Genomic DNA, 23,811 nt, shown 5'->3' with positions numbered 1-23,811 from the left:
GTACCGGCCGTGCCGGCGGTCTCCGTCGCACCCGCGGCGTGCTTCGTTTCGGTGGCGTACTCGGTGGCGTACTCGGTGGCGTACAAGGGGGCGTCGGGGAGGAAGATCGGAGTCACTGGTCTGACACCCTAGGAGACGCCCGGGGCGACGCGCCCGATGCGTGACCCATCTCACGTTTCAGCCGCGCGAACACACCTGAGCGGATGAACGGCGGTGGCGCCGGGCCTTCACCCCCGGCGTTCCGGAGGGGTTCCGGCGTTCGCCGGGGCCGGGCGCCAGTCCTCGCCCAGGGCGGGGCCGAGCTGGTCGAGGTAGTTCTCGTAGATCCTCCGGGCGCTCTCGACGCTGACCTCCCCGCTGGTGGCCCAGTGGCGCCCGGCGAGCTGCACCACCGCCGAGAACGCGGCGACCAGCACCTGCGGCCGCGGGTCGTCCGGGGCGACCCCGGCGTGGTGGGCGATCTCGGTCACCAGCCGGTCCGCCTGCTCGGTGGAGCGGCGCAGATGGACGGCCACCAGGGCCGGGGTCGTCTCGATGACCTGCCACATCCGCAGGTACAGCTCGAGCGGCACGACCTCCTGGATGGCCTCGCTGATGCCGTCCCAGGCGGTGTCGAGGGCGTTGCGCAGGACCTGCATCGGCGTCTCGTGCCCGGGGCGCTCGCCGACGGCGGTGAAGAAGCGCTCCTCCACCATCCACAGGAGGGCGAAGGCGACCTCCTCCTTGTTGGCGAAGTAGCGGAAGAAGGTCCGCTGGGAGACGCGTACGGAGTCGGCGATCTCGTCGATCGTGGTGCGCTCGTACCCCCGGGCGACGAACAGTTCGTGGGCCGTGCGAACCAGCGCGTCCCGAGTGCGCCGCTTCTTGCGTTCGCGCAGACCGCTCACCCCGATACCTCCTGCTGACCACGTGGGTGCCGGTCACCCTACCTGTGAGCCGTGCGACACCTCCCGGCAGGAAAATCGCCCCCTGAAGTGTCAGTCTCTGACACTAAGCTGCCGGGCATGACTTCCAAGACCGCATCCGCCTCCGTCGGCACGCCGGAGCCGGACACGGCGCCGTCCCGTGCCGGGCTGCGCGGCCACCCCTGGCTGACCCTCATCGCCGTCGCGCTCGGGGTGATGATGGTGGCCCTGGACGGCACCATCGTCGCCGTCGCCAACCCCGCCATCCTGGACGACCTCGACGCCTCCTTCGCGGACGGGCAGTGGATCACCAACGGCTATCTGCTCGCCCTGGCCGTCTCGCTGATCACCGCGGGCCGGCTCGGTGACCGCTTCGGCCACCGGCAGACCTTCCTCATAGGCATCGTCGGCTTCGCCGCCACCTCCGGAGCCATCGGCCTGTCCGAGGGCGTGGCCATGGTCGTCGCCTTCCGCGTGCTCCAGGGCCTCTTCGGCGCCCTGCTGATGCCCGCGGCCCTGGGGCTGCTGCGCGCCACCTTCCCGGCCGAGAAGCTCAACATGGCGATCGGCATCTGGGGCGCGGTCATCGGCGCCTCCACCGCCGCCGGCCCGATCGCGGGCGGGCTGCTCGTGGAGCACGTCAACTGGGAGTCGGTCTTCTTCGTCAACGTGCCCGTGGGCCTGCTGGCCGTGGCGCTCTGCCTGGCGATCCTGGTGGACCACCGGGCGGAGAACGCCCCCCGGTCCTTCGACGTCCCCGGCATCGTCCTGCTCTCCGGCGCGATGTTCTGCCTGGTGTGGGCCATCATCAAGGCGCCCGAGTGGGGCTGGGGCGACACGGGGACGCTGCTGTTCCTCGCGGTCGCGGTGGCCGCCTTCGTGGCCTTCGTGGTCTGGGAGGGCAGGACCGGCGAGCCCCTGCTGCCGCTGAGCATGTTCCGCTCCGTCCCGCTGTCGGCGGGGACCGTGCTGATGGTGCTGATGGCCTTCGGGTTCATGGGCAGCATCTTCTTCGTCACCTTCTACCTCCAGAACGTTCACGGGATGAGCCCGGTGGACAGCGGACTGCACCTGCTGCCGCTGACCGCCATGATGATCGTCGCCTCGCCGCTGGCCGGGGCCCTGATCACCAAGGTCGGCCCGCGGCTGCCGCTGGTCGGCGCCATGGTGGTCACCGCGGTCGCCATGTTCGGCCTGTCCACCCTGGAACAGGACACGGGCACCGCCGAGATGTCGCTGTGGTTCGCGATCCTCGGCCTCGGCCTCGCCCCGGTGATGGTGGGCGCCACCGAGGTCATCGTGGGCAACGCCCCGCTGGAGCACGCCGGGGTCGCCGGCGGTCTCCAGCAGGCCGCCATGCAGGTCGGCGGCAGCCTCGGCACGGCCGTGCTGGGCGCTGTGATGGTCTCCCGGGTGCACGAGACCCTCCCCGGGAAGTGGAGCGACGCCCAGTTGCCCCCGCTGCCGCCCGAGCAGGAGGCGGGCCTGCTGGAGGCGGCCGAGCTGGGCATCGCCCCGCCCGCCCCCGCGGGCACCCCCGAGCCGCTGGCCGAGGCCATGAGGACGGTGGTGCACGACTCCTTCCTGTCCGGCATGAGCCTGGCCTTCACCTTGGCGGGCATCGTGGCCGTCCTGGCGGCGGGCGTCGCGCTGTTCACCAGGGGCGGCCAGCATGGCACGGGACCGTCGGTGCACATCTGAGGAGGCGCCGGGCTGTGGACGGCCCGGCGGTTGTGGACAACTCCATTACCCGTACTGGTGAAACGGCCGGTCTGCCCTTGGCAGGCCGGCCGGCCCGTGTCGAAGCTGATCACACACACGACCGACACGGGGGAGTGATCCACATGCGTTCCGAGCAGCACGTCACACGGCACCTCGCACGGAGGGCGGGCACCGCGCTGCCGACAGTCTTGCCGGCGGTCCTGCCGGCAGTCCTGTCAGCGGTCCTGCTGGCCTCCGCGGCCCTGCTCGCGGTCCCGGCGCCGCAGGCCGCCGCGGCGGTGGAGCGGGCCCCGCGGCTGGGGGAGTGCGCGGCCGGGCAGCTCTGCCTGTGGGAGCGGGGAGACTTCCGGGGGCCGCGCCACACCCACGAGCTGGCGGACACCGACATCGAGAGCTGTGTGCCGCTGCCCGGGGGCGCGACCGCCGCCTCGCTCGCCAACCGCACCGGCAGGCCCGTGACGGCCTACCAGAGCGCGGAGTGCGCCGAGACCGGTGAGTTCGACACCTATCCGTCGGGCTCCTGGGCGCCGCGGACGTCCTACCAGGTGCGGGCCGTCAAGATCTGGGAGAGCTGAGGTGGGCCGCCGTCCCGGGGGCCGACCCGTCCGGTCTCCCGCCGCTTCCCGTCCGGGCATCCCGCGGAATGCCGGGGGTATCCGGACCGACAGCCCGGTTCGACGACCCTGGGAGGGATGATGGCGGGCTCACGGTACATGGGACGCACGCGACGCGGCGGGTCGGACCTCACCGGCGACGAACGCTCGACGTTCGGCGTCATCGGGGTGGTCTGCGCGGTTGCCGGGTTCTTCGTGATGGGCTTCGTCCTGGGCCCCATCGCGATGGTCTGCGGCTGGCTCGCCATGGGCCGCCGCTGGATCGGTGCCCGGTCGGTACCGGCCCTGGTGGCCGTCGTCCTGGGTGCGATCGACACCGTGCTCGGCCTGATATGGCTGTCCGCCGCCTCCGGCTCGTGGGGGCTGTGGATGTGACGGCCTGATGCGCGAGTGCCCCGGTCCCGGCCGGGAGGCCGGGACCGGGGCACACCGGAAGGGGCGCCGGCCGGCGGTCAGGCGTCGCCGCCCTCCGGGCCCGGACCGGCCGCGGTCACGTCGAGCAGCTGGTAGCGGTCGATGGCCTGCTTGAGCACCGAACGGTCCACCTTGCCGTCCCTGGCCAGCTCGGTGAGCACGCCCAGGACGATCGACTCCGCGTCGATGTGGAAGAAGCGGCGGGCCGCACCGCGGGTGTCGGCGAAGCCGAAACCGTCCGCGCCCAGCGACTGGTACCTGTTCGGCACCCAGCGGGCGATCTGGTCCGGCACCGAGCGCATCCAGTCGGACACGGCCAGCACCGGGCCCTCGGTGTCCTGGAGCTTGCGGGTCACGTACGGGACGCGCTGCTCCTCCTCCGGGTGCAGCAGGTTGTGCTCCTCGACCGCGACGGCCTCCCGGCGCAGCTCGTTCCAGGAGGTCGCCGACCAGACGTCCGCCCGGACGTTCCACTCCTCGGCGAGGATGCGCTGGGCCTCCAGGGCCCAGGGCACCGCCACGCCGGAGGCGAGGATCTGCGCGGGGATCGTTCCCGCCTCACCCTGCTTGTAGCGGTACAGGCCCTTGAGGATGCCCTCGCGGTCCACGTTCTCCGGCTCGGCCGGCTGCTGGATCGGCTCGTTGTAGACGGTCAGGTAGTAGAAGACGTCCTCGGCGTTCTCGCCGTACATCCGCCGCAGACCGTCCTGCACGATGTGGGCGATCTCGAAGCCGAAGGCCGGGTCGTAGGCGACACAGGCCGGGTTGGTCGAGGCCAGGAGCTGGGAGTGGCCGTCCGCGTGCTGCAGGCCCTCGCCCGTCAGCGTGGTGCGGCCGGCGGTGGCGCCCAGCACGAAGCCGCGCGCGAGCTGGTCGGCCATCTGCCAGAACTGGTCGCCGGTCCGCTGGAAGCCGAACATCGAGTAGAAGACGTAGACCGGGATCAGCGGCTCGCCGTGGGTGGCGTAGGCCGAGCCCGCCGCGATCAGCGAGGCCGTGCACCCGGCCTCGGAGATGCCGTCGTGCAGCATCTGGCCGTTCGGGGACTCCTTGTACGCCAGCAGCAGCTCGCGGTCCACCGACTCGTAGGTCTGGCCCAGCGGGTTGTAGATCTTGGCCGTCGGGAAGAACGAGTCCATGCCGAAGGTGCGGTACTCGTCGGGGGCGATCAGCACGAACCGCTTGCCGATCTCCTTGTCCCGCATCAGGTCCTTCAGCAGCCGTACGAAGGCCATCGTGGTGGCGACCTTCTGCTGGCCGGAGCCCTTCTTGACCGTGGAGTAGGTCTTGTCGCCCGGCAGCACCAGCGGCTTGGAGCGGTCCACGCGCGTGGGCACGTAGCCGCCCAGCTCCCGCCGCCGGTCGTGCATGTACTGGATCTCCTCCGAGTCCCGGCCCGGGTGGTAGTACGGGGGCAGCCCCGACTCCAGCGCCTTGTCGGAGATCGGCAGGTGCAGCCGGTCGCGGAAGCGCTTGAGGTCCTCGACCGTCAGCTTCTTCATCTGGTGGGTGGCGTTGCGGCCCTCGAAGTTCGGGCCGAGCGTCCAGCCCTTGACCGTCTGCGCCAGGATCACCGTCGGCTGGCCCTTGTGCTCCCGGGCCGCCTTGTAGGCCGCGTACACCTTGCGGTGGTCGTGACCGCCGCGACCCAGGTGCAGGATCTGCTCGTCGGTCATGTTCTCGACCATCTTCCGCAGCCGGTGGTCGCCGCCGAAGAAGTGCTCGCGGATGTACGCGCCGGTCTCGGTGGCGTACGTCTGGAACTGGCCGTCGGGAGTGGTGTTCAGCTTGTTGACCAGCACGCCGTCGCGGTCCTGCGCCAGCAGCGGGTCCCAGGAGCGGTCCCAGATGACCTTGATCACGTTCCAGCCGGCGCCGCGGAAGTACGACTCCAGCTCCTGGATGATCTTGCCGTTGCCGCGGACCGGGCCGTCGAGCCGCTGGAGGTTGCAGTTGACGACGAAGGTCAGGTTGTCCAGGCCCTCGCGGGCGGCCAGGGAGAGCTGGCCCAGCGACTCCGGCTCGTCCATCTCGCCGTCGCCCAGGAACGCCCAGACGTGGCAGTTGGAGGTGTCGGCGATCCCGCGCGCGTGCATGTAGCGGTTCATCCGCGCCTGGTAGATCGCGGCGATCGGCCCGAGGCCCATGGAGACCGTCGGGAACTCCCAGAAGTCCGGCATCGACCGCGGGTGCGGGTAGCTGGACAGACCGTTGGGGTACTTCGACTTCTCCTGGCGGAACCCGTCGAGCTGTTCCTCGGTGAGCCGGTCCAGGAGGAAGGCGCGCGCGTAGATGCCCGGGGAGGCGTGACCCTGGAAGAAGACCTGGTCACCGCCGTCACCGTGGTCCTTGCCGCGGAAGAAGTGGTTGAAGCCCACGTCGTACAGCGAGGCCGAGGAGGCGAAGGTGGCGATGTGGCCGCCGACCCCGATGCCCGGCCGCTGGGCGCGGGAGACCATCACGGCCGCGTTCCAGCGGGTCGCGTTCAGGATCTTGCGCTCGATCTCCTCGTTGCCGGGGAAGAACGGCTCGTCCTTGGTCGCGATCGTGTTGACGTAGTCCGTGCTGCGCATCTCCGGGACGGCCACCCGCTTCTCGCGGGCGCGCTCGATGAGGCGCAGCATCAGGTAGCGGGCACGTTCCCGGCCCCGCTCGTCGACGGCCGCGTCGAGCGAGTCGAGCCATTCCTGGGTCTCCTCGGGATCGAAGTCCGGGACCTGGCTGGGAAGGCCACCAATGATGATCGGGTTGCGATCGGATCCGGAAGCCACGCTGTTCCTTCGCTGTTCGGTCTTGCTCTGCAGGGGTATCGCGCCGTCTCCCATCGTGTACCGCTGGGGCGGATACGTCATCTCTACCGAGTGGTAACCCCACTCCGTGAGACGCCCGGGTGCCCGGCCCTGTACGGCCGGAGCATGAGTCGGCCGAACGGCAACCCTACGCCCTGGGCTCCGCCGACCGCGCACGGCCGTTCGATCCTCTCCGCATCTCTCGCCCAATGGGGCAAAATAGGCATACGGCTGTGCCGTGCATCACGCTGGTTCAGGCGGTGTGCGGCGACAAGTCAACGTTTGGGCGGGATCAGCGGCCGGGTACTTGCGCGAACGGTCCCGCCCGTGTGGACTACGCCCAATGCTCCGCGCACCTGCGCGGGCACCCGTACTTTCGAAAGACGACAGGAGGCAATCCGTGAGCGCGACCGCGGACCACGCGGAGGAGCGGACCAACCCCGCCGCAAGGCTGGGTTTCCAGCCCGGACAGGTGGTCCAGGAGCTCGGTTACGACGACGACGCCGAGCAGGCCCTCCGTGAGGGAATCGAGGCCATCACGGGCCAGGAGCTGGTCGGCGAAGACTACGACGACATGGCCGACGCCGTGGTCCTGTGGTTCCGCGAGGACGACGGCGACCTGACGGACGCGCTGGTGGACGCCATCACGTTGATCGAGGACGGTGCCCCGGTCTGGCTGATGACGCCGAAGACCGGCCGGCCCGGTTACGTCGAGCCGAGCGAGATCGGTGAGGCGGCCCAGACCGCGGGTCTGGCCCAGACCAGCACCGTCAACGCGGGCAAGGACTGGACCGGCAACCGGCTGGTCACCCCCAAGACGGCCCGCACCGGCAAGCGCTGACCCGCGCGGCCCCGATCCGCCCGAGCCCCCGTACGGCACCCGCCGCACGGGGGCTCGCTCGTAGGGTTGGATGCCGACACCCAACCCGAAGGGAAAGCGTTCATGGCGATCGAGGTGGGCACCAAGGCCCCGGAGTTCGAACTGCGGAACCAGCACGGCGAGACCGTGCGGCTCGCGGACTTCAGGGGACGGAAGAACGTCGTCCTGCTCTTCTACCCCTTCGCCTTCACCGGCGTGTGCACCGGCGAGCTGTGCGCCCTCCGCGACGAGCTGCCCCGCTTCGTCAACGACGACGTCCAGCTCCTGGCCGTCTCGTGCGACTCGCCCTTCTCGCTGCGCGTCTTCGCCGAACAGGAGGGCCTGGACTACCCGCTGCTGTCGGACTTCTGGCCGCACGGCGAGACCGCGCGGGCGTACGGCGTCCTCGACGAGGAGAAGGGCTGCGCGCTGCGCGGCACCTTCGTCATCGACAAGGACGGAGTGGTGCGCTGGACGGTGGTCAACGCGCTGCCCGACGCGCGCGATCCGAACGAGTACGCAAAGGCTCTCGAAAGCCTGTAAGTCCCTGCATGGGCGGGGAACCGATCACTAGGATCGACTCGTTATCCAACGGCATCCGATACGGGGGGCACGCAGTGCTCCTTACGAACAACCAGGAGGACTCGTGGGAGTCAGCCTCAGCAAGGGCGGCAACGTCTCGCTGACCAAGGAAGCCCCCAACCTGACCGCCGTGATCGTCGGTCTCGGCTGGGACGCCCGCACCACCACGGGCGCGGACTTCGACCTGGACGCCAGCGCACTGCTGACGAACGCCGAGGGGAAGGTCGCCAACGACCAGAACTTCGTCTTCTTCAACAACCTCAAGAGCCCCGACGGCTCGGTCGAGCACACCGGCGACAACCTCACCGGTGAGGGGGAGGGCGACGACGAGGTCATCAAGGTGAACCTCGCCGCGGTGCCGGCGGACGTCGCGAAGATCGTGTTCCCGGTGTCGATCTACGAGGCCGAGGCCCGCCAGCAGAGCTTCGGCCAGGTGCGCAACGCCTACATCCGCGTGGTCAACCAGGCCGACGGCAAGGAGCTGGCCCGCTACGACCTGAGCGAGGACGCCTCCACCGAGACGGCCATGGTCTTCGGCGAGCTGTACCGCCACGGCGCCGAGTGGAAGTTCCGTGCCATCGGCCAGGGCTACGCCTCGGGCCTGCGCGGCATCGCGCAGGACTTCGGCGTCAACGTCTGACGTCCGACGCTCGACGTACGACCCCCGCCGGCCGCCGTACGCGGCCGGCCCGGGCCGTCCGGCCCCGCCTGATCTCGGCACTTCCCGGCGCCGCAGACTTCCGCGTTCCGGAGGTGTGCGGCGCCGGGTGGTTTGGCAACACTGGGCGCAACACATCGGGAGAGGAAGCAGCATCATGGGCGTCACGCTCGCCAAGGGGGGCAATGTCTCCCTCTCGAAGGCCGCACCGAACCTGACCCGGGTCCAGGTGGGTCTGGGCTGGAAGGCCCGCTCCACCACGGGCGCCGACTTCGACCTGGACGCCAGCGCGCTGCTGTGCGGGAACGGTCGCGTGCTCGGCGACGAGTACTTCGTCTTCTACAACAACCTCAAGAGCCCCGACGGCTCGGTCGAGCACACCGGCGACGAACTGGTCGGCGGCACGGGCGGCGACGACGAGACGATCCTGGTGGACCTCACCCAGGTGCCCCAGCACGCCGACAAGGTGGTCTTCGCGGTGTCGATCCACGACGCCGACGTCCGGCGCCAGAGCTTCGGCCAGGTCGCCGACGCCTACATCAGGGTGGTCAACCAGGCCGACGGCAACGAGCTGGCGCGCTACGACCTGAGCGAGGACGCCTCCTCCGAGACCGCCATGATCTTCGGCGAGCTGTACCGGTACGGGGGCGAGTGGAAGTTCCGGGCCGTTGGCCAGGGGTATGCGTCGGGTCTGCGGGGCATCGCCCTAGACTTCGGAGTAAACGTTTCGTAAAGCGGACCGCGCACAGCGGCCCCACCGCACACGGGGGCGGGGGGATTCCCACGAGAGAGAAGATTGGGTAGCCAGTGGTTCTGAGAACTTTCGGCTGGTCCTTCGGTGTCACGGCCGCCGGACTCGTCGCCGCCTACTTTTTCGGGGGGTGGGAGGCGTTCGCCCTTGTGGGAATCCTCTCCATCCTGGAGATCTCGCTGTCGTTCGACAACGCGGTCGTCAACGCCGGTGTGCTGAAGAAGATGAACGCCTTCTGGCAGAAGATCTTCCTCACCATCGGCATCCTGATCGCCGTCTTCGGCATGCGTCTGGTCTTCCCCATCGTGATCGTCTCCGTATCGGCCCAGTTGGGGCCGATCGAGGCGGTCGACCTGGCGCTGAACGACCAGGAGCGGTACGAGCAACTGGTCACCGACGCCCACCCGGCGATCGCGTCCTTCGGCGGCATGTTCCTGTTGATGATCTTCCTCAACTTCATGTTCGACGAGGATCGCGACATCCACTGGATCAAGTGGCTGGAGCGTCCGGTGTCCCGCCTCGGCGCCGTCGAGGGCCTGTCCGTGATCATCGCCCTGACCACCCTGCTGGTGGCGGGCACCGTCCTGGGAGCCCACGCCGTCCTCTACGAGGGCCACGCCGACAAGTCCGGCACGGTCTTCCTCTCCGGCATCGCCGGCCTGCTCACCTACCTCGTGGTCAACGGGCTCTCCAGCCACTTCGAGAACAAGATCGAAGAGGAGGAGGAGCAGGAGCACGAGGCCGAGGAGGCCGCCCGGCGGGCCGGCAAGGAACCCTCGGTGGTCCTGCTCGCGGGCAAGGCCGCGTTCTTCATGTTCCTCTACCTGGAGGTCCTGGACGCCTCCTTCTCCTTCGACGGGGTCATCGGCGCCTTCGCCATCACCAACGACCCGGTCATCATCGCGCTCGGCCTGGGCATCGGCGCGATGTACGTCCGGTCCCTCACCGTCTACCTGGTGCGCCAGGGCACGCTGGACGAGTACCGCTACCTGGAGCACGGCGCCCACTACGCCATCGGCGCCCTGGGCCTGCTGCTGCTGGTCACCATCAGGTGGCACGTCAACGAGGTCGTCACCGGCCTGATCGGCGTGGCCCTGATCGGCGCGGCCTTCTGGACCTCGGTGCGGCACAACCGCGCCGACGCCAAGAGCGGCGGGGAGGGCGGCGCCACGGCGGAGAAGCCGGAAATCCGCTCCGGCGTGTGACGGCGGCCCGATTGCGGAACGCTCTGTGCGGGGCGGCCACGCGGTGGATCCGCGTGGCCGCCCCGCGGCGGTAGGAGCGCGGTAGGAGCGGCAGCGGACGGCCCGGCCGGGAGTGGGGGTAGGAAGCATGGTCTCCCTGTGGGAGAACTGGCGCAGCGGCATGCGCAGGGGCCCGAGGTTCGACACCGTCGGCGGCCCGACGACGTACGCGATGGAGCTGACCAGACGGCACTCGGCGGTCTCGCTCACCAGGCAGGGCGCCGACAGCGGCCACCTGCAGATCAACCTCTCCTGGCGGATGCGGTCGTCCGACTTCGACGGACGGCCGCGGCGCGACGGCGGTCTGCTGCGCAATCCGCTGCGGATGTTCAAGCCCGAGCCGGTGCAGGGGCACACCCAGGGCATGGTGAAGGTGGACCTCGACCTGGCCTGCCTGTACGAGCTCAAGGACGGCTCCAAGGGCGTGGTCCAGTCGCTCGGCGGCCTGTTGGGGGAGATCAACGCACCGCCGTACGTCAAACTCAGCGGCGACGACCGGTTCGGCGGCTCGTCGGGCGAGACCATCTACGTCAACCTCGACCACAAGGACGAGATCAAACGACTGCTCGTCTTCGTCTACATCTACGACGGCACCCCGGCGTTCGACCGTACGCACGCCGTGGTCACGCTGATCCCCAGCAGCGGCCCCCGCATCGAGATCGGCCTCGACGAGCGCGCCCCGGAGGCCCGCTCGTGCGCGGTGCTGCTGATCGAGCACGACAACAAGGGGCACCTCGTGGTGCGCCGCGAGGTCCGCTACGTCTACGGCTTCCAGTCCGAGCTGGACCGGCTCTACGGCTGGGGCCTGCAGTGGGGCCGCGGCTACAAGAAGGCCAGCCGGGCGTGACCGGCCGCCGTTCCGGTCCGCCCGGGATTCCGGCGGGCCCGGAAACGGTCCGGCGGTCCGGGCCCGCCTAGCGTCCCAGGAACTGCGGCCCCTGCGGCGGCAGCGTGAAGGCCGGGTCGGGCTGGTGCGGATAGCCGTACGCGGGCCGGGCCGACGGGTGCGGCGGCGGCCCCGGCGGGGGCGGCGGCACGTGCGGATAGCCGTACGCCGGCTGCTGAGGGCGCGGTGGCGGCTGGACCGGCGGCTGCGGGTAGCCGTACGCGGGCTGGGGCGGCCGGGACGGCACCGGCGCCGTCGGATGCGCCGCGGCCGCGGGCTCGGGGCGGGGCTGCGGCTCTGGCTGGGGTTCGGGCCGGGGCTCGGGCTCGGGGAAGGGCCGCGGTTCGGGGTGGGGTTCTGGCCGGGGCTCGGGCACCGGCTCCGGCTCGGGCACGTCCGGCTCCGCAGGCGGCTGCGGGACCGTCTGCCTCGGCTCCCCGGACGCCGCCGCGCCCTCCTCCACCGAGATCCCGAACTCCGTGGCCAGCGCGATCAGCCCGGTGTCGTACCCCTGGCCCAGCGCGCGGAACTTCCAGCCGTCCCCGCGCCGGTACAGCTCGCCGCAGATCAGCGCCGTCTCCGAGCCCGTCTCCGGGCGGACCTCGAACCGCGCGACCGTCTCGCCGCTGCCGGTGTCCACCAGGAGCAGCACCAGGTCGCGCACGTCCGCGAAGGTGCCGCCGTCCGCCGAGGCCGCCAGCAGCACCCGTTCCACGGACCGGTCGAGTCCGCCGAGGTCCACCTCGACGGAGTCGGTCAGCCCCTCCGGCTCGCGCCTCTTCGGCAGGTACCGGACCAGTCCGGAGGGATGCCGGGGCTGGTTGTAGAAGACGAAGTCCTCGTCGGAGCGCACGCGTCCGTCCTGGCCCAGCAGGAGTGCGGAGGCGTCGACGTCGCGCACGCCCGTGCCCGGTGTCCAGCGCAGCACGGCGCGCACGGCCGTCGCGTGGAGCGGGATGTTCGACCCCTTCAACATCGCGTGCGTCATGACGCCATCCTGCCTGTCGCGGCCCGCCGGGACAACGCGGGAGCATCGGCACCCCGGGTTTGCGCGTGGGTAATGTTCTGTTCATGTGTTCGGGTAACTTTTGAGCCACGCTCTTGCGTGCTGTACGTCAGATGAATGGCCGGATCTCGCTGGCGATATGCGGGAACGGCGATGTAACGGGGGGTCTATGCGGCATTTCGGACACCTTCCGCCGAGTGTCCGGCGCGAGCTGTTCCACCGGGAACCGGTCGAGTTCTCCCCGGACTCCCCGGCCCGGCTGCTCTCGGTGGCCCTCGGGGCCACCCTCTACAGCCCGGCAAACCGCCCGCGGCTCGCCGACGACATCCGCAAGCAGGCACGGCGGGGGGTGGTCTCCATGGTGCTCTGCCTGGAGGACTCCATCGACGACGCCGACGTGGTCGACGCGGAGGAGAACCTGGTCAGACAGTTCGCCGAACTGGCCGCGTCCGACTCCGGCGAGATGCCGCTGCTGTTCATCCGCGTCCGCCAACCCGCGCAGATCACCGGCCTGGTACGGCGCCTGGGCCCCTCCGTCCGCCTGCTGTCCGGTTTCGTGCTGCCCAAGTTCACCGAGGAACGCGGCATTCCCTTCCTGGAGGCGCTCGCCGCCGCCGAAACCGCCTGCGGACGGCGGCTTTTCGCCATGCCGGTCCTGGAATCCCCCGAGCTGCTGCACCTGGAGACGCGCGGGGAGACGCTCACCGGGATAGCCCGGACCGTCGACAAGTACCGCGACCGCGTCCTGGCGCTCCGCCTCGGCGTGACCGACTTCTGCTCCGCGTACGGACTGCGCCGCAGCCCCGAGATGACCGCCTACGACGTCCAGATCGTCGCCTCGGTCATCGCCGACGTGGTCAACGTGCTCGGCCGTGCCGACGGCACCGGCTTCACCGTCACCGGGCCCGTGTGGGAGTACTTCCGGGTCCAGGAGCGGATGTTCAAACCGCAGCTCCGCAGCAGCCCGTTCACCGGCCGCGCCGAGGAGCTGCGCGCCGCCCTGATCGAGCACGACATGGACGGACTGCTGCGCGAGATCGACCTGGACCGGGCCAACGGTCTGCTGGGCAAGACCTGCATACACCCCTCGCACGTCGCCCCCGTGCACGCCCTGTCCGTGGTCAGCCACGAGGAGTTCAGCGACGCCACGGACATCCTGCGTCCCGAGCGCAACGGCGGCGGCGTCCTGCGGTCCGCGTACACCAACAAGATGAACGAGGTGAAGCCGCACCGGGCCTGGGCCGAGCGCACCCTGCTGCGGGCCGAGGCCTTCGGCGTCGCCCGCGAGGGCGTGGGCTTCGTCGAACTGCTGGCGGCGACCACGTGAGCGGCGACCGCACGGACGGCGACCGGGACGGCGATCGCGGCGGTGATCACAATGGTGGTCACGGCGATGATCACAATGAAGATCACGACGACTACGGCGAGGGGCACGGCACGGTGACGCGGGAGACGGACGGCGCGGCGGACGGCAGGACGGACGGCGCGGGACGCTGGCCGGGGGAGTGGGTCGCACGGCGGCTGGGCGTCCGGCTGGAGGCCCGGCCGGACCAGGAGGACGGACTGCGCGACCTGCTGGGCCTGGCCCTGCGCCGCAATCCGCGGCGGGCCCACCTGCTGGTCTCCCAGGTGCTGGGCAAGCACGTCCCGCAGCACCCCGGGATCGTCTACGGCACCGGGCTCGGTCTGGGCGAACGGGTCCGCGCACTGCTGGGGCAGGACGCCGACCGCGCGGTCGTGCTCGGCTACGCCGAGACCGCCACCGGGCTCGGCCACAGCGTCGCCGACGGCCTGGGCACCGTCCCCTACCTGCACTCCACGCGCCGCGCCGTCCCCGGCGTGGAGCCGGTGGGCGGCTTCGAGGAGGAGCACTCCCACGCCACCTCCCACCTGCTGCTGCCCGAGGACCCGGGGCTGCTGGCCGGGGACGGGCCGCTGGTGCTGGTGGACGACGAGTTCTCCACCGGCACCACCGTCCTCAACACCATCACCGCCCTGCACCGCGCCTTCCCGCGCGGACGCTACGTGATCGTCGCGCTGACCGACCTGCGCGGCGAGGCCGACCGCGCCCGGCTGGAGAAGTTCGCCGCCGAACTCGGCGCCCGCATCGACGTGGTGGCCCTCGCCACCGGCACCGTCCACCTCCCCGGCGACGTGCTGGAGCGCGGCCGCGCCCTGGTCGAGGCCCATGACAGCCCGCCGCCGGAGCCCGCCGCCGGGCCGTACGAGGTGCGGCGCGTCGACCTGGGCTGGCCGCTGGGCCTCCCCGACGGCGGCCGGCACGGCTTCACCCCCGCCCACCGCACCCGGCTGGAGGCCGCGCTGCCGGCGATGGCCGACCGGATCGCCGCCGAACTGCCGGACGGGGCGCGCCGGGTGCTCGTGCTGGGCTGCGAGGAGCTGATGTACGTGCCGCTGCGGCTGGCCGACGCCCTCACCGGGGCCACCGGCGCGGAGGTCCGCTACTCCACCACCACCCGCTCGCCGGTCCTGGCGGTCGACGAGCCCGGCTACGCGATACGCACCCGGCTGGTCTTCCCCGCCCACGACGACCCCGCCGCCGATTCCGCCGCCGGCCCCGCCGACAGTCCCGCCGCCGAAGCGGGCCCGCGCTACGCGTACAACGTCGCCGGCCAGGGTTTCGACGCCGTGGTGGCCGTCGTGGACTCCGCCGCCGACACCCCCGCCCTGCACGCCCCCGACGGCCTGCTGGCCCACCTGGCCGCCCACACCGGCCGGGTGCTGCTCGCCGTCGTGCCCTCCCACCGGCCGCTGCCCGCCCCGCTGCGCGGCCCCGCGTTCTCCTCCTACGCCGCCGAGGACGTCGGCTGGCTGCTGCAGGACCTCTCCGGCGTCCACCTGGAGGCGCCCACCGAGGAGCGCGAGGAGGCCATCCAGAGCGGCGGCGCCCACTACGCCGAGTCGCTTCCGGTGGAGTACCAGCCCAGCGAGGAGTACCAGCGGCTGTTCCACCAGGCCCTGGACGCCTCCGCGGCCCGCATCGCCCGCGCGGTCGGCACGGTCACCGAGACGCTCCTCGCCGAACGGGGGCGCACCATCGTCCTGGTCTCCCTCGCGCGCGCCGGCACGCCCGTCGGGGTGCTGATGCGCCGCTGGGCGCGGCACGTCCACGGCCTGGACCTGCCGCACTACGCCGTCTCCATCGTCCGTGGCCGCGGCATCGACACCACCGCCCTGCGCTGGCTCGCCGCCCACCACGACCCGTCCGACGTGGTCTTCGTGGACGGCTGGACCGGCAAGGGCGCCATCACCCGCGAACTCACCGAGGCGCTGCGCCCCTTCCCCGGCTTCGACCCCGAACTCGCCGTCCTGGCCGACCCCGGCGGCTGCGTGCGCACCTACGGCACCCGCGAGGACTTCCTCGTTCCGTCGGCCTGCCTCAACTCCACCGTCTCCGGCCTGGTCTCGCGCACGGTCCTCCGCGCCGACCTGGTCGGGCCCGACGACTTCCACGGCGCGAAGTTCTACCGCGAACTGGCCGGCTCGGACGTCTCCCACCTCTTCCTGGACACCGTCACCGGCCGCTTCGAGCAGGTCCGCGCCGAGGTGGCCGACGACGTACGGCACCTGCTCGCCGCCGACCGCACCCCCACCTGGGCGGGCTGGCGGGCCGTGGAGCGGATCAGCGAGGAGTACGGCATCGGGGACGCCAACCTGGTCAAGCCCGGCGTCGGCGAGACCACCCGGGTGCTGCTGCGCCGCGTCCCCTGGCGCGTGCTCGCCCGGCGCGGGGCGGGCGCCGACCTGGACCACATCCGGCTGCTCGCCGAGCAGCGCGGCGTGCCCGTCGAGGAGGTCGACGACCTGCCGTACTCCTGCGTGGGCCTGATCCACCCCCGCTACACGCGCGGCGCCACCGGCGCCGACGGACGGGCCGCCCGGTGACCGCCCCGGTGCCCGGCCCCTGCGCGACGGTGGTCGCCAGCGACCTGGACCGCACCCTGATCTACTCCGCCGCCGCCCTGGGCCTGACCGTGCCCGACGAGCGGGCCCCGCGCCTGCTGTGCGTGGAGGTCTACCGCTCCAGGCCGCTGTCGTACCTCACCGAGGCCGCCGCCGCGCTGCTGGCCGAGCTGGCCCGGCGGGCCGTCTTCGTCCCCACCACCACCCGCACCCGCGAGCAGTACCGGCGCGTCCACCTGCCCGGCCCGCCCCCGCCCTTCGCGATCTGCGCCAACGGCGGCCACCTGCTGGTGGACGGCGAGTCCGACCCCGGCTGGCACGCCCGGGTGCGGCGCGCCCTGGCCGCCGACTGCGCCTCCCTGGAGGAGGTCCGCGCCCGCATGCTGGCCGACGCCGACCCCGACTGGCTGCTGAAGGAACGCGTCGCCGAGGACCTGTTCGCCTACCTCGTCGTGGACCGCGACCGCCTGCCCCGCGCCTGGGTCAAGGAGCTGGGCGACTGGGCCGGGCCGCGCGGCTGGACGGTCTCCCTCCAGGGCCGCAAGGTCTACGCCGTGCCCCGCCCGCTCACCAAGAGCGCCGCCGTCGCCGAGATCGTCCGCCGCACCGGCGCCGGGCGCGTCCTGGCCGCCGGGGACTCCCTCCTCGACGCCGACCTGCTGCTGGCCGCCGACACCGGCTGGCGCCCCGGCCACGGCGAACTGGCCGACCTCGGCTGGACCGCCCCGCACATCACCGCCCTGCCCGAGCGCGGGGTGGCCGCCGGGGAGCGCGTCGTACGGGAGATGCTGCTGCACACCGGCCGGGCCTGAGTGAGGATGCCGGTATGACACCGCCGGCACCCCGCGACAAGCGCCCGCCCCGGACCGCCGAGCTCTACCGGTACGTCCTCGACCACAACCCGCCGCTCCACCCCGTGCTGCGGGACCTGGTGGACCTCACGCACAGCCGCTACCCCGAGCAGGCCACCATGCAGTCCGCCCAGGAACAGGGGCCGCTGCTGGCCTTCCTGGTCCGGCTGATCGGCGCCCGCCGCGTGGTGGAGATCGGCACCTTCACCGGCTTCTCCGCCCTCGCCATGGCCCTGGCCCTTCCCGCGGACGGCACGCTGATCGCCTGCGACGTCTCCGAGGAGTGGACGGCCCACGGGCGCGAGGCGTGGGCCAGGGCCGGGGTCGCGGACCGCATCGACCTGCGCATCGCCCCCGCGCTGGAGACCCTGCGGGCCCTGCCCGCCGAGCCGGGGATCGACCTGGTCTACCTGGACGCGGACAAGGGGAACTACATCGACTACTGGGAGGAAGTGGTGCCGCGGCTGCGGCCGGGCGGGCTCGTCGTCGCGGACAACGTGCTCTTCCACGGCGAGGTCGCCGACCCGGACGCCACCGGCTCCGCCGCCGCGATCCGCGCCTTCAACGACCACGTGGCCGCCGACGAGCGCACCGAGGCGATCATGCTGACGGTCGCCGACGGAGTGACGCTGGCGCGCAAGCGCTAGCCGTACCGCCCCGGACCGCCCGCGGCGGGATCCTCGTCCCGTCCCGGGACACCGCCCCGGCGCGGCCCCGGTGAGATCGCCGCCACCCGCGAGGAACGCCGTTGTGAGGCAGCTCACGCCCTTCGCCTGTCCGATCGGTCAGAGCTGACCGATCGGACAGTTACGGTGAGGGCATGGCGCGTACGGCCTCCGCGATGCGCGGACAGATCCTCGAAGCGGCGCTCCAGCTCTTCGCCACCTGCGGCTACCGGGGCACGTCGCTGCACGACATCGCCACCGTGGTGGGCTGCTCGAAGGCATCCCTGCTCTACCACTTCACCAACAAGGAGGCGATCCTCACCGAACTGCTGGCCCCGGCCGGTGAGGGACTCGCCCAACTGGACGCCCGGCTGGCCGGCCTGGAGGGCGACCGGGCCGTGGAGGCGGCCGTCACCGGATACGTCGACCTCGCGCTGCGCTTCCGGCGCGAGGTCAAGGTCCTCTTCCAGGACGTCACCGAGATGACCAACCGGCCCGTGCTGGCCGGCGTCGCCGAGATGGCGGACCGGCTGGTGGACGCGCTGGCCGGCCGCTCGGCCGAGCCGGAGGCCCGGGTCCGCGCGCACATGGTCCTCGGAGCCGTCTTCGTGACGTGCGCCAGCGACCTCCAGGTGCCGGACGAGGTGCTGCGCGACGAGATGGTCCGCGGCGCGCTGCGCACCCTCGGCCACACCCCCCGCTGATCCCCCGAAGGAAAGACGACTCTCGCCATGGCGACCCTGCTGTACCGGCTCGGCCGGTTCTCCTTCCGCCGACGAGGGCGGACAGCCGCGGTCTGGCTGCTCCTCCTCGCCCTGCTGGGCGGGGCGGCCGCCGCCTTCAGCGGCCCCACCACCGACAAGTTCGCGATGCCGGGCACCGAGTCCCAGCGGGCGCTGGACTCGCTGGAACGGGAGTTCCCGCAGGCCAGCGGCGCCACCGGCACCATCGTCATCGCCGCGCCCGAGGGGCGCAGGCTCGACCCCGCCGCGGTCGCGCCGGTGGTCCGGGAGGCCGCGGACGTGCCCGGCGTGGTCGCCGCCACGGACCCCTTCAAGGCCCGCTCCGTCTCCCGGGACGGCCGCTACGCCCTGGTCCAGGTCCAGTTCGACAGGGGCGCGGACGAGATCACCGACGCCCAGCGCGCGGCGTACGAGCGGGTCGGCGCGGACGCCGAGGGGCTGCGGGTCGAGCACGGCGGCGAGGTCATGAGGAACGAGGTGGAGGTCGGCTCCACCGAGGCGCTCGGCGTCCTGGTCGCCGCGGTGGTCCTCGTCATCACCTTCGGCTCCCTGGTGGCCGCCGGCATGACCCTGCTGAACGCGCTGATCGGCGTCGCGGCGGGCATGGCCGGGCTGTACTCCCTCAGCGGAGCCGTGGAACTGACCAGCACCGCGCCCATCCTGGCGCTGATGCTGGGCCTGGCCGTCGGCATCGACTACTCGCTGTTCATCACCTCCCGCTACCGCCAGTACCTCGCCGAGGGCCTGGAGGCCGAGGAGGCGGTCGGACGCGCGACCGGAACCGCCGGTTCGGCCGTCGTCTTCGCCGGAGCCACCGTCGTCATCGCCCTGGCCGGACTGTCCGTGGTCGGCATCCCCTTCCTGAGCGTCATGGGCCTGGCCGCGGCGGGCACCGTCGCCGTCGCCGTGCTGGTCGCCCTCACCCTGCTGCCCGCCGTCCTGGGCTTCGCCGGCCAGAGGATCCTGCCCCGCAAGCAGCGCACCGGCGGGGCCGCGGAGCCGGCACGGGAGGGCTTCGGCTTCCGCTGGGGCCGGATCGCCACCCGCCTGCGCGTGCCGATCCTCCTCGCCGGAATCCTGGGCCTGGGCGCGCTCGCCCTGCCCGTCCAGGACATGCGCCTGGCGCTGCCCGACGCCGGCACCGCCGCCACCGGCTCCCCGGCCCGCGAGGCCTACGACCTGACCAGCGAGGGATTCGGGCCGGGCTTCAACGGCCGCCTGATAGCCGTCGTCTCCGGCGACGACGCCCGCGCCACCGGCGCGGCGGCCGGGGAGGCCGCGGAGCTGATCCGGAAGACCGAGGGCGTGCTCGCCGTCGCGCCGCCGCAGCCGAACGAGCGGGGCACCACCGTGCTGCTGGCGATCATCCCCGAGGCCGGCCCCACCGACGCCGCCACCGAGGACGCCGTCCACGCCATACGCGACCGTGTGGCCGGGGTCGAGGGCGCCGACGTCGCCCTGACCGGCGCCACGGCCCTGGGCATCGACGTCTCCGAGAAGCTCGCGGACGCCATGCCGGTCTACCTGCTGCTCGTGGTCGGCCTGTCCGTCCTGCTGCTGATGCTGGTCTTCCGCTCGATCCTGGTGCCCCTGAAGGCGGCGCTGGGCTTCCTGCTCACCGTCGGCGCCACCTTCGGCATCACCGTGGCGATCTTCCAGCAGGGCCACCTGGCCGGACTGGTCGGCGTCGACACCCCGGGACCGCTGGTGAGCTTCCTGCCGATCCTCCTGATCGGCATCCTGTTCGGCCTGGCCATGGACTACGAGGTGTTCCTGGTCTCCCGGATGCGGGAGGACTTCGTCCACGGCGACACCGCCCAGCAGGCCACGGTCAACGGCGTCGGGCACAACGCCCGGGTCGTCACCGCCGCCGCGCTGATCATGACGGCGGTCTTCGGCGGCTTCGTGTTCATGGACGACCCGATCATCAAGTCCATCGGGTTCGCCCTGGCCGTCGGCGTGCTCATCGACGCGTTCGTCGTCCGCATGACCCTGGTGCCGGCCGTGATGTCCCTGCTCGGCCGCGCCGCCTGGAAGCTGCCCCGCCCGGTCGACCGGATCCTGCCCGACCTCGACATCGAGGGCGAGAGCCTGCGGAAGCGGTCCGCTCCCCGCGGGCAGGAGGAACCCACCGGGGTCTGACCCGGGGCGGGCCGGACCGGCCCCGGCCGGACCGTACCGCCCGCCGGTCAGCCGCAGCAGCCGCCCCCGCAGCAGCCTCCGCCCCCGCCGCCCGGCGCCGGGGCGGAGGCACCCCGGGAATCACCCCGGGAAGCACTGCCGCCCACGGCCACCGTGGACAGCAGCTTCACGGTGTCGTCGTGGCCCTCCGGGCAGGTCGCGGGCGCACCGGACTCGGCCATCGGACGATTCAGCTCGAACGTGGTGCCGCAGGCGCGGCAGCGGAAGTCGTAACGAGGCATGGAGGCAGCATAGCCAAGACGGCATAGCCGCAGGTCAGCCCTGAGGAACCGGAAACGGTCAGCCGCCCGCGGCGCGTTCCTGGCGGATGCCGTGCACCACCTGCGCCACCGACTCCCGGATGGCGTCCAGCTCCGTCAGGAAGTGCCACCAGTCCGGGTGCCGCCCGGTCAGCCCCGCCACGGCCCGGTCCAGCCGTGCCACCGCCGCGTCCAGCGGGCCGGCGTGCCGGGGGTCGGGGTGGGTGCGCCCGGCCATCGCCAGCCGCTGGGCGTCGCGGATGGCGAACCGCACCCGCTCCACCTCCCCGCTGTGGTCGGAGGAGACCTCGTTCAGCCGCCGCAGCCGCTCGCCGGCGGCCGAGACCGCCTCGTCGGCGTCGTTCAGCAGCGCCCGCACCGTCGACAGCCGCGCGGTGGCGTCCGCCCACCGCTGCTCCTGACGCGCTCTGCGCGCCTCGGCCAGCTTCTCCTCCGCCTGCCGCACCGCGCGCCCGGCCTGGTCGGGCACCTGCTGGAGGTCCTCCCAGCACGCCACGGCGAACCGCCGCCGCAGCTCGCTGAGCACCGGCCCGACGGTGCCCGCCCGGGTCTGCAGCGCCTGGGCCCGGGTGCGCAGGGAACTGATCCGCCGGTCGATCTCGGCGACCCGCTCCGGCAGCCGCTCGGCCTCCTCGCGGATGGCCTCCGCCTCGCGCAGGACGCGGTCGGCCCGCTGGATCGTCTCCCGCACGCCGTGGCGGCCGGCGCCCTCGTTCAGCTTGGTCAGCTCGGGGGAGAGGGCGGCCAGCCGGGCGGCCAGGTCGTCCGCCCGCAGGCCCGAGGCGCGTACGGCGTCGAGCGCGTTCGTCGCGGCGAGCAGCCCCTGCCGGGCCCGCTCCACGGCGGGCGCGAGCCGGGCCAGTTGGCTCTCGGCCTTCTCCAGCAGCGGACCGAGCCCCTGCCCGAACCGCTCCAGGTCCCCGCGGGTGCGCTCCAGCTCGTTCCTGGCCTCGGTCAGGGCCTGCCGGGCGAGGGAGGCGGTGGCGGCGTCCAGGTCGTCCCGGTCCAGGTCGTACGCGTCCACGGCCTTGATGTAGTCGTGGCTGACCTGGTCGATCCGTCGTCCGAAGTCGGCGAAGCCGGCGACGGCGCGGCGGGCGGCGGGGGAGTCGTCGACGGCGGCCAGGGTCTCTATGGAGATCCGCAGATCGCGCTGCGCGGTGTCCAGCTCGTAGAACGCGGTGGCCGCCGCGTCCTTGGCGGCCTGGGCCTCGGCCCGCAGGCCCTCGGCACGACCGCCGCCTCCCCAGCCCCAGCGGCGTGCGCCGCCGTTCATCGCCGCCACGTGTGTCCTCTCCCCGTACGCGCTCGCCGGCCCGGCTGCCATTCTCCCACCCGGCCTCGGCGAACACACGGGGCTGATCAGCGCGCGGCGCCCGCGGTCCGCACCGTCACGTCGCCGTTGTCGCTGTGGGCGCTGACGGTGCGCTCGCCGCTGTCGTCCCGGGGCACCTCCACCCGGGCGCGGCCGTTGTCCGCACCGGCGTCCACCCGGTACGCGGCGCGGGGCAGCTCGACGGTGACCGAGCCGTTGTGGCCGCGGGCCTCGACCCGCTCCGGAACACGGGTCAGGGCCAGCTTCAGCCCGCCGTTGTCCACCTCGGCGGTGACCCGGCGGGAGCCGATGCCGGTGGCCTCGACGGAACCGTTGTCGCCGCTGAGCTCCAGCGGCCCGGAGGAGTCCCGGACGCGGACCTTCCCGTTGTCCGCGGCGATCGTGAGCGCGCTGCGGAAACCGCGGGCGGTGACGTCGCCGTTGTCGCTCTCGACCCGCACCGCCATCCCGCGCGGCACCTCCACCCGGTGCCGCAGGTCACAGCTTGCGGGCCCCTTGCAGTCCGGGCCCAAGGCGAGCGTGCCGCCCTTCGGGGACCACTTGGCGCCCGTGCTGCCCCCGTAGGCGACCCCGGCGAACCAGCGGGTGACCCGTACGTCCGCGCGGTCCGCCGGCACCAGCTCCAGCGGCGAGTCGTCGACCTCGACGGTCAGCGTCCGCACCCCCTCGCCGACCCGGAAGCTCCGGTGCTCGGGCGTGGCGTCCTCGGCGTCCACGCACCCGGCCGCCCCGGCGGTGACCACGACCGCGAGGGCGACGGCGCACAGGGCGCGGACGGTACTGCGACGGGTTTCGGTGGTCATCGGCTCGTTCTCCGTATCCGGTCGGGAAGGGGGCTCGGTGCGGCCGCTCCCCGACCGTAGGGACCACCACCCCCGCCGCGGCATCCCGCACACCACCGGACCGGTGGTGGGGCTACCCCCCGCCCACCCCGGGGGTTTGCGGCGCGGGCCGCGCGGCAGGGTACGCTGTGACTCCATGTCCTCCGGGCGCATAGCTCAGCGGTAGAGCGCTGCCCTTACAAGGCAGATGTCGGCGGTTCGAACCCGTCTGCGCCCACCGGCAGCAGGACACACGAAAGGCCCAGGTCAGCGGGTGAAACCCGGAGACCTGGGCCTCTGCCTTTCACGGCGGTGCTGCGCCGCCGTGCCGCCTACGTGCCGGAAAGTCCACCCGGAGTCCACATCACCCTCTGGATCCGGCCGCCGAGAGGATCGTCGCGGGAGTGCCGACCGGGCAGGGCCACAGCCGGCAGGTCAGAACCGTTGCAGGTTTCTCCGCCTCATCCACCGCATCCAGCCGTCATGCACGGCCTTCGTCGGAGGGAGTGATCAAGCCCTCTCCCACGTGCGGCGATTCCTGGCCACGGCGTAGATCCTCTCGACATCGGGCGGCGCGAG

The 23,811-nt window shown here is 72.2% G+C and carries 21 protein-coding genes and 1 tRNA gene; 16 read left to right on the top strand and 6 right to left on the bottom strand.

The genetic code is table 11. The annotated features are described in order from the left end of the window. Positions 1-227 precede the first annotated feature (227 nt). Positions 228-887, bottom strand: coding sequence for a TetR/AcrR family transcriptional regulator (locus VE546_RS16160; RefSeq protein ID WP_324922839.1), 660 nt, complete (start codon positions 885-887; stop codon positions 228-230). Between the two features lie 117 nt (positions 888-1,004). Here VE546_RS16160 and VE546_RS16155 point away from each other — a divergent pair, with 117 nt between their 5' ends. From VE546_RS16155 to VE546_RS16145, 3 genes are all read left to right on the top strand, one after another. Continuing rightward, positions 1,005-2,606, top strand: a complete 1,602-nt coding sequence (locus VE546_RS16155; RefSeq protein WP_324922837.1) for an MFS transporter — start codon at positions 1,005-1,007, stop codon at positions 2,604-2,606. Positions 2,607-2,749: 143 nt separating this feature from the next. Next, the gene (locus VE546_RS16150) at positions 2,750-3,202 is read left to right on the top strand and encodes a peptidase inhibitor family I36 protein (protein WP_324922835.1); all 453 of its coding nucleotides are present in this window, start codon (positions 2,750-2,752) and stop codon (positions 3,200-3,202) included. Positions 3,203-3,340: 138 nt separating this feature from the next. Further along, the gene (locus VE546_RS16145; RefSeq protein ID WP_324922833.1) at positions 3,341-3,616 is read left to right on the top strand and encodes a small hydrophobic protein; all 276 of its coding nucleotides are present in this window, start codon (positions 3,341-3,343) and stop codon (positions 3,614-3,616) included. Positions 3,617-3,693: 77 nt separating this feature from the next. Here VE546_RS16145 and aceE read toward each other — a convergent pair whose 3' ends face one another. Beyond that, entirely contained in the window at positions 3,694-6,426 is a 2,733-nt protein-coding gene (gene aceE / locus VE546_RS16140; RefSeq protein ID WP_324922832.1) for a pyruvate dehydrogenase (acetyl-transferring), homodimeric type, read from the bottom strand. A gap of 418 nt (positions 6,427-6,844) precedes the next feature. Between aceE and VE546_RS16135 the strand changes: the two genes are divergently transcribed. The 6 genes from VE546_RS16135 (at position 6,845) to VE546_RS16110 (ending at position 11,385) form a co-directional block, all read left to right on the top strand. Next, the gene (locus VE546_RS16135) at positions 6,845-7,285 is read left to right on the top strand and encodes a DUF3052 domain-containing protein (protein WP_324922830.1); all 441 of its coding nucleotides are present in this window, start codon (positions 6,845-6,847) and stop codon (positions 7,283-7,285) included. A gap of 102 nt (positions 7,286-7,387) precedes the next feature. Next, the gene (locus tag VE546_RS16130) at positions 7,388-7,846 is read left to right on the top strand and encodes a peroxiredoxin (RefSeq protein ID WP_324922828.1); all 459 of its coding nucleotides are present in this window, start codon (positions 7,388-7,390) and stop codon (positions 7,844-7,846) included. A gap of 103 nt (positions 7,847-7,949) precedes the next feature. Beyond that, complete coding sequence (locus VE546_RS16125; protein WP_324922827.1) at positions 7,950-8,525, top strand: TerD family protein; 576 nt, start codon at positions 7,950-7,952, stop codon at positions 8,523-8,525. Between the two features lie 175 nt (positions 8,526-8,700). Beyond that, on the top strand, positions 8,701-9,276 hold the full coding sequence (locus VE546_RS16120) for a TerD family protein (protein WP_324922825.1): 576 nt from the start codon (positions 8,701-8,703) through the stop codon (positions 9,274-9,276). A 74-nt stretch (positions 9,277-9,350) separates the two neighbouring features. Next, positions 9,351-10,499 (top strand): DUF475 domain-containing protein, encoded by a 1,149-nt coding sequence (locus VE546_RS16115; RefSeq protein WP_324922824.1) that lies wholly within the window; start codon positions 9,351-9,353, stop codon positions 10,497-10,499. Positions 10,500-10,626: 127 nt separating this feature from the next. Continuing rightward, the gene (locus VE546_RS16110) at positions 10,627-11,385 is read left to right on the top strand and encodes a Tellurium resistance (protein ID WP_324922822.1); all 759 of its coding nucleotides are present in this window, start codon (positions 10,627-10,629) and stop codon (positions 11,383-11,385) included. 67 nt (positions 11,386-11,452) lie between these two features. Here the strand turns inward: VE546_RS16110 and VE546_RS16105 are convergent, their stop codons facing one another. Beyond that, positions 11,453-12,412, bottom strand: a complete 960-nt coding sequence (locus VE546_RS16105) for a TerD family protein (RefSeq protein ID WP_324922820.1) — start codon at positions 12,410-12,412, stop codon at positions 11,453-11,455. Positions 12,413-12,599: 187 nt separating this feature from the next. Here VE546_RS16105 and VE546_RS16100 point away from each other — a divergent pair, with 187 nt between their 5' ends. The 6 genes from VE546_RS16100 (at position 12,600) to VE546_RS16075 (ending at position 20,755) form a co-directional block, all read left to right on the top strand. Continuing rightward, positions 12,600-13,757, top strand: coding sequence for an HpcH/HpaI aldolase/citrate lyase family protein (locus tag VE546_RS16100; protein ID WP_324922818.1), 1,158 nt, complete (start codon positions 12,600-12,602; stop codon positions 13,755-13,757). A 113-nt stretch (positions 13,758-13,870) separates the two neighbouring features. After that, positions 13,871-16,336: a phosphoribosyltransferase gene (locus VE546_RS16095; RefSeq protein ID WP_324922817.1), complete on the top strand. Its 2,466-nt coding sequence runs from the start codon at positions 13,871-13,873 to the stop codon at positions 16,334-16,336. Beyond that, a complete protein-coding gene (locus tag VE546_RS16090) occupies positions 16,333-17,166 on the top strand; it encodes an HAD family hydrolase (protein WP_324922815.1) in 834 nt (277 codons plus the stop codon). The genes VE546_RS16095 and VE546_RS16090 overlap by 4 nt, the downstream gene beginning before the upstream one ends. 14 nt (positions 17,167-17,180) lie before the next feature. Next, positions 17,181-17,852 (top strand): O-methyltransferase, encoded by a 672-nt coding sequence (locus VE546_RS16085; protein WP_324922814.1) that lies wholly within the window; start codon positions 17,181-17,183, stop codon positions 17,850-17,852. 173 nt (positions 17,853-18,025) lie between these two features. Further along, positions 18,026-18,574: a helix-turn-helix domain-containing protein gene (locus VE546_RS16080; RefSeq protein WP_324922813.1), complete on the top strand. Its 549-nt coding sequence runs from the start codon at positions 18,026-18,028 to the stop codon at positions 18,572-18,574. A 27-nt stretch (positions 18,575-18,601) separates the two neighbouring features. After that, on the top strand, positions 18,602-20,755 hold the full coding sequence (locus VE546_RS16075; RefSeq protein ID WP_324922812.1) for an MMPL family transporter: 2,154 nt from the start codon (positions 18,602-18,604) through the stop codon (positions 20,753-20,755). Positions 20,756-20,802: 47 nt separating this feature from the next. Here the strand turns inward: VE546_RS16075 and VE546_RS16070 are convergent, their stop codons facing one another. The 3 genes from VE546_RS16070 to VE546_RS16060 form a co-directional block, all read right to left on the bottom strand. Beyond that, positions 20,803-21,036: a zinc ribbon domain-containing protein gene (locus VE546_RS16070; protein WP_324922811.1), complete on the bottom strand. Its 234-nt coding sequence runs from the start codon at positions 21,034-21,036 to the stop codon at positions 20,803-20,805. A gap of 58 nt (positions 21,037-21,094) precedes the next feature. After that, on the bottom strand, positions 21,095-22,351 hold the full coding sequence (locus VE546_RS16065) for a hypothetical protein (protein WP_324922849.1): 1,257 nt from the start codon (positions 22,349-22,351) through the stop codon (positions 21,095-21,097). 86 nt (positions 22,352-22,437) lie between these two features. Continuing rightward, complete coding sequence (locus VE546_RS16060) at positions 22,438-23,214, bottom strand: DUF4097 family beta strand repeat-containing protein (protein ID WP_324922810.1); 777 nt, start codon at positions 23,212-23,214, stop codon at positions 22,438-22,440. A gap of 184 nt (positions 23,215-23,398) precedes the next feature. On the opposite strand from VE546_RS16060, the gene VE546_RS16055 reads away from it, so the two are divergent. Beyond that, a tRNA-Val gene (locus VE546_RS16055) sits at positions 23,399-23,470 on the top strand. The last annotated feature ends 341 nt before the right edge of the window (positions 23,471-23,811 follow it).

Source organism: Streptomyces sp., assembly GCF_035644915.1.
GTDB lineage: Bacteria > Actinomycetota > Actinomycetes > Streptomycetales > Streptomycetaceae > Streptomyces.
The sequence above is the reverse complement of the archived record's forward strand: the minus strand, read 5'-3'. Positions and strand labels throughout refer to the sequence as shown.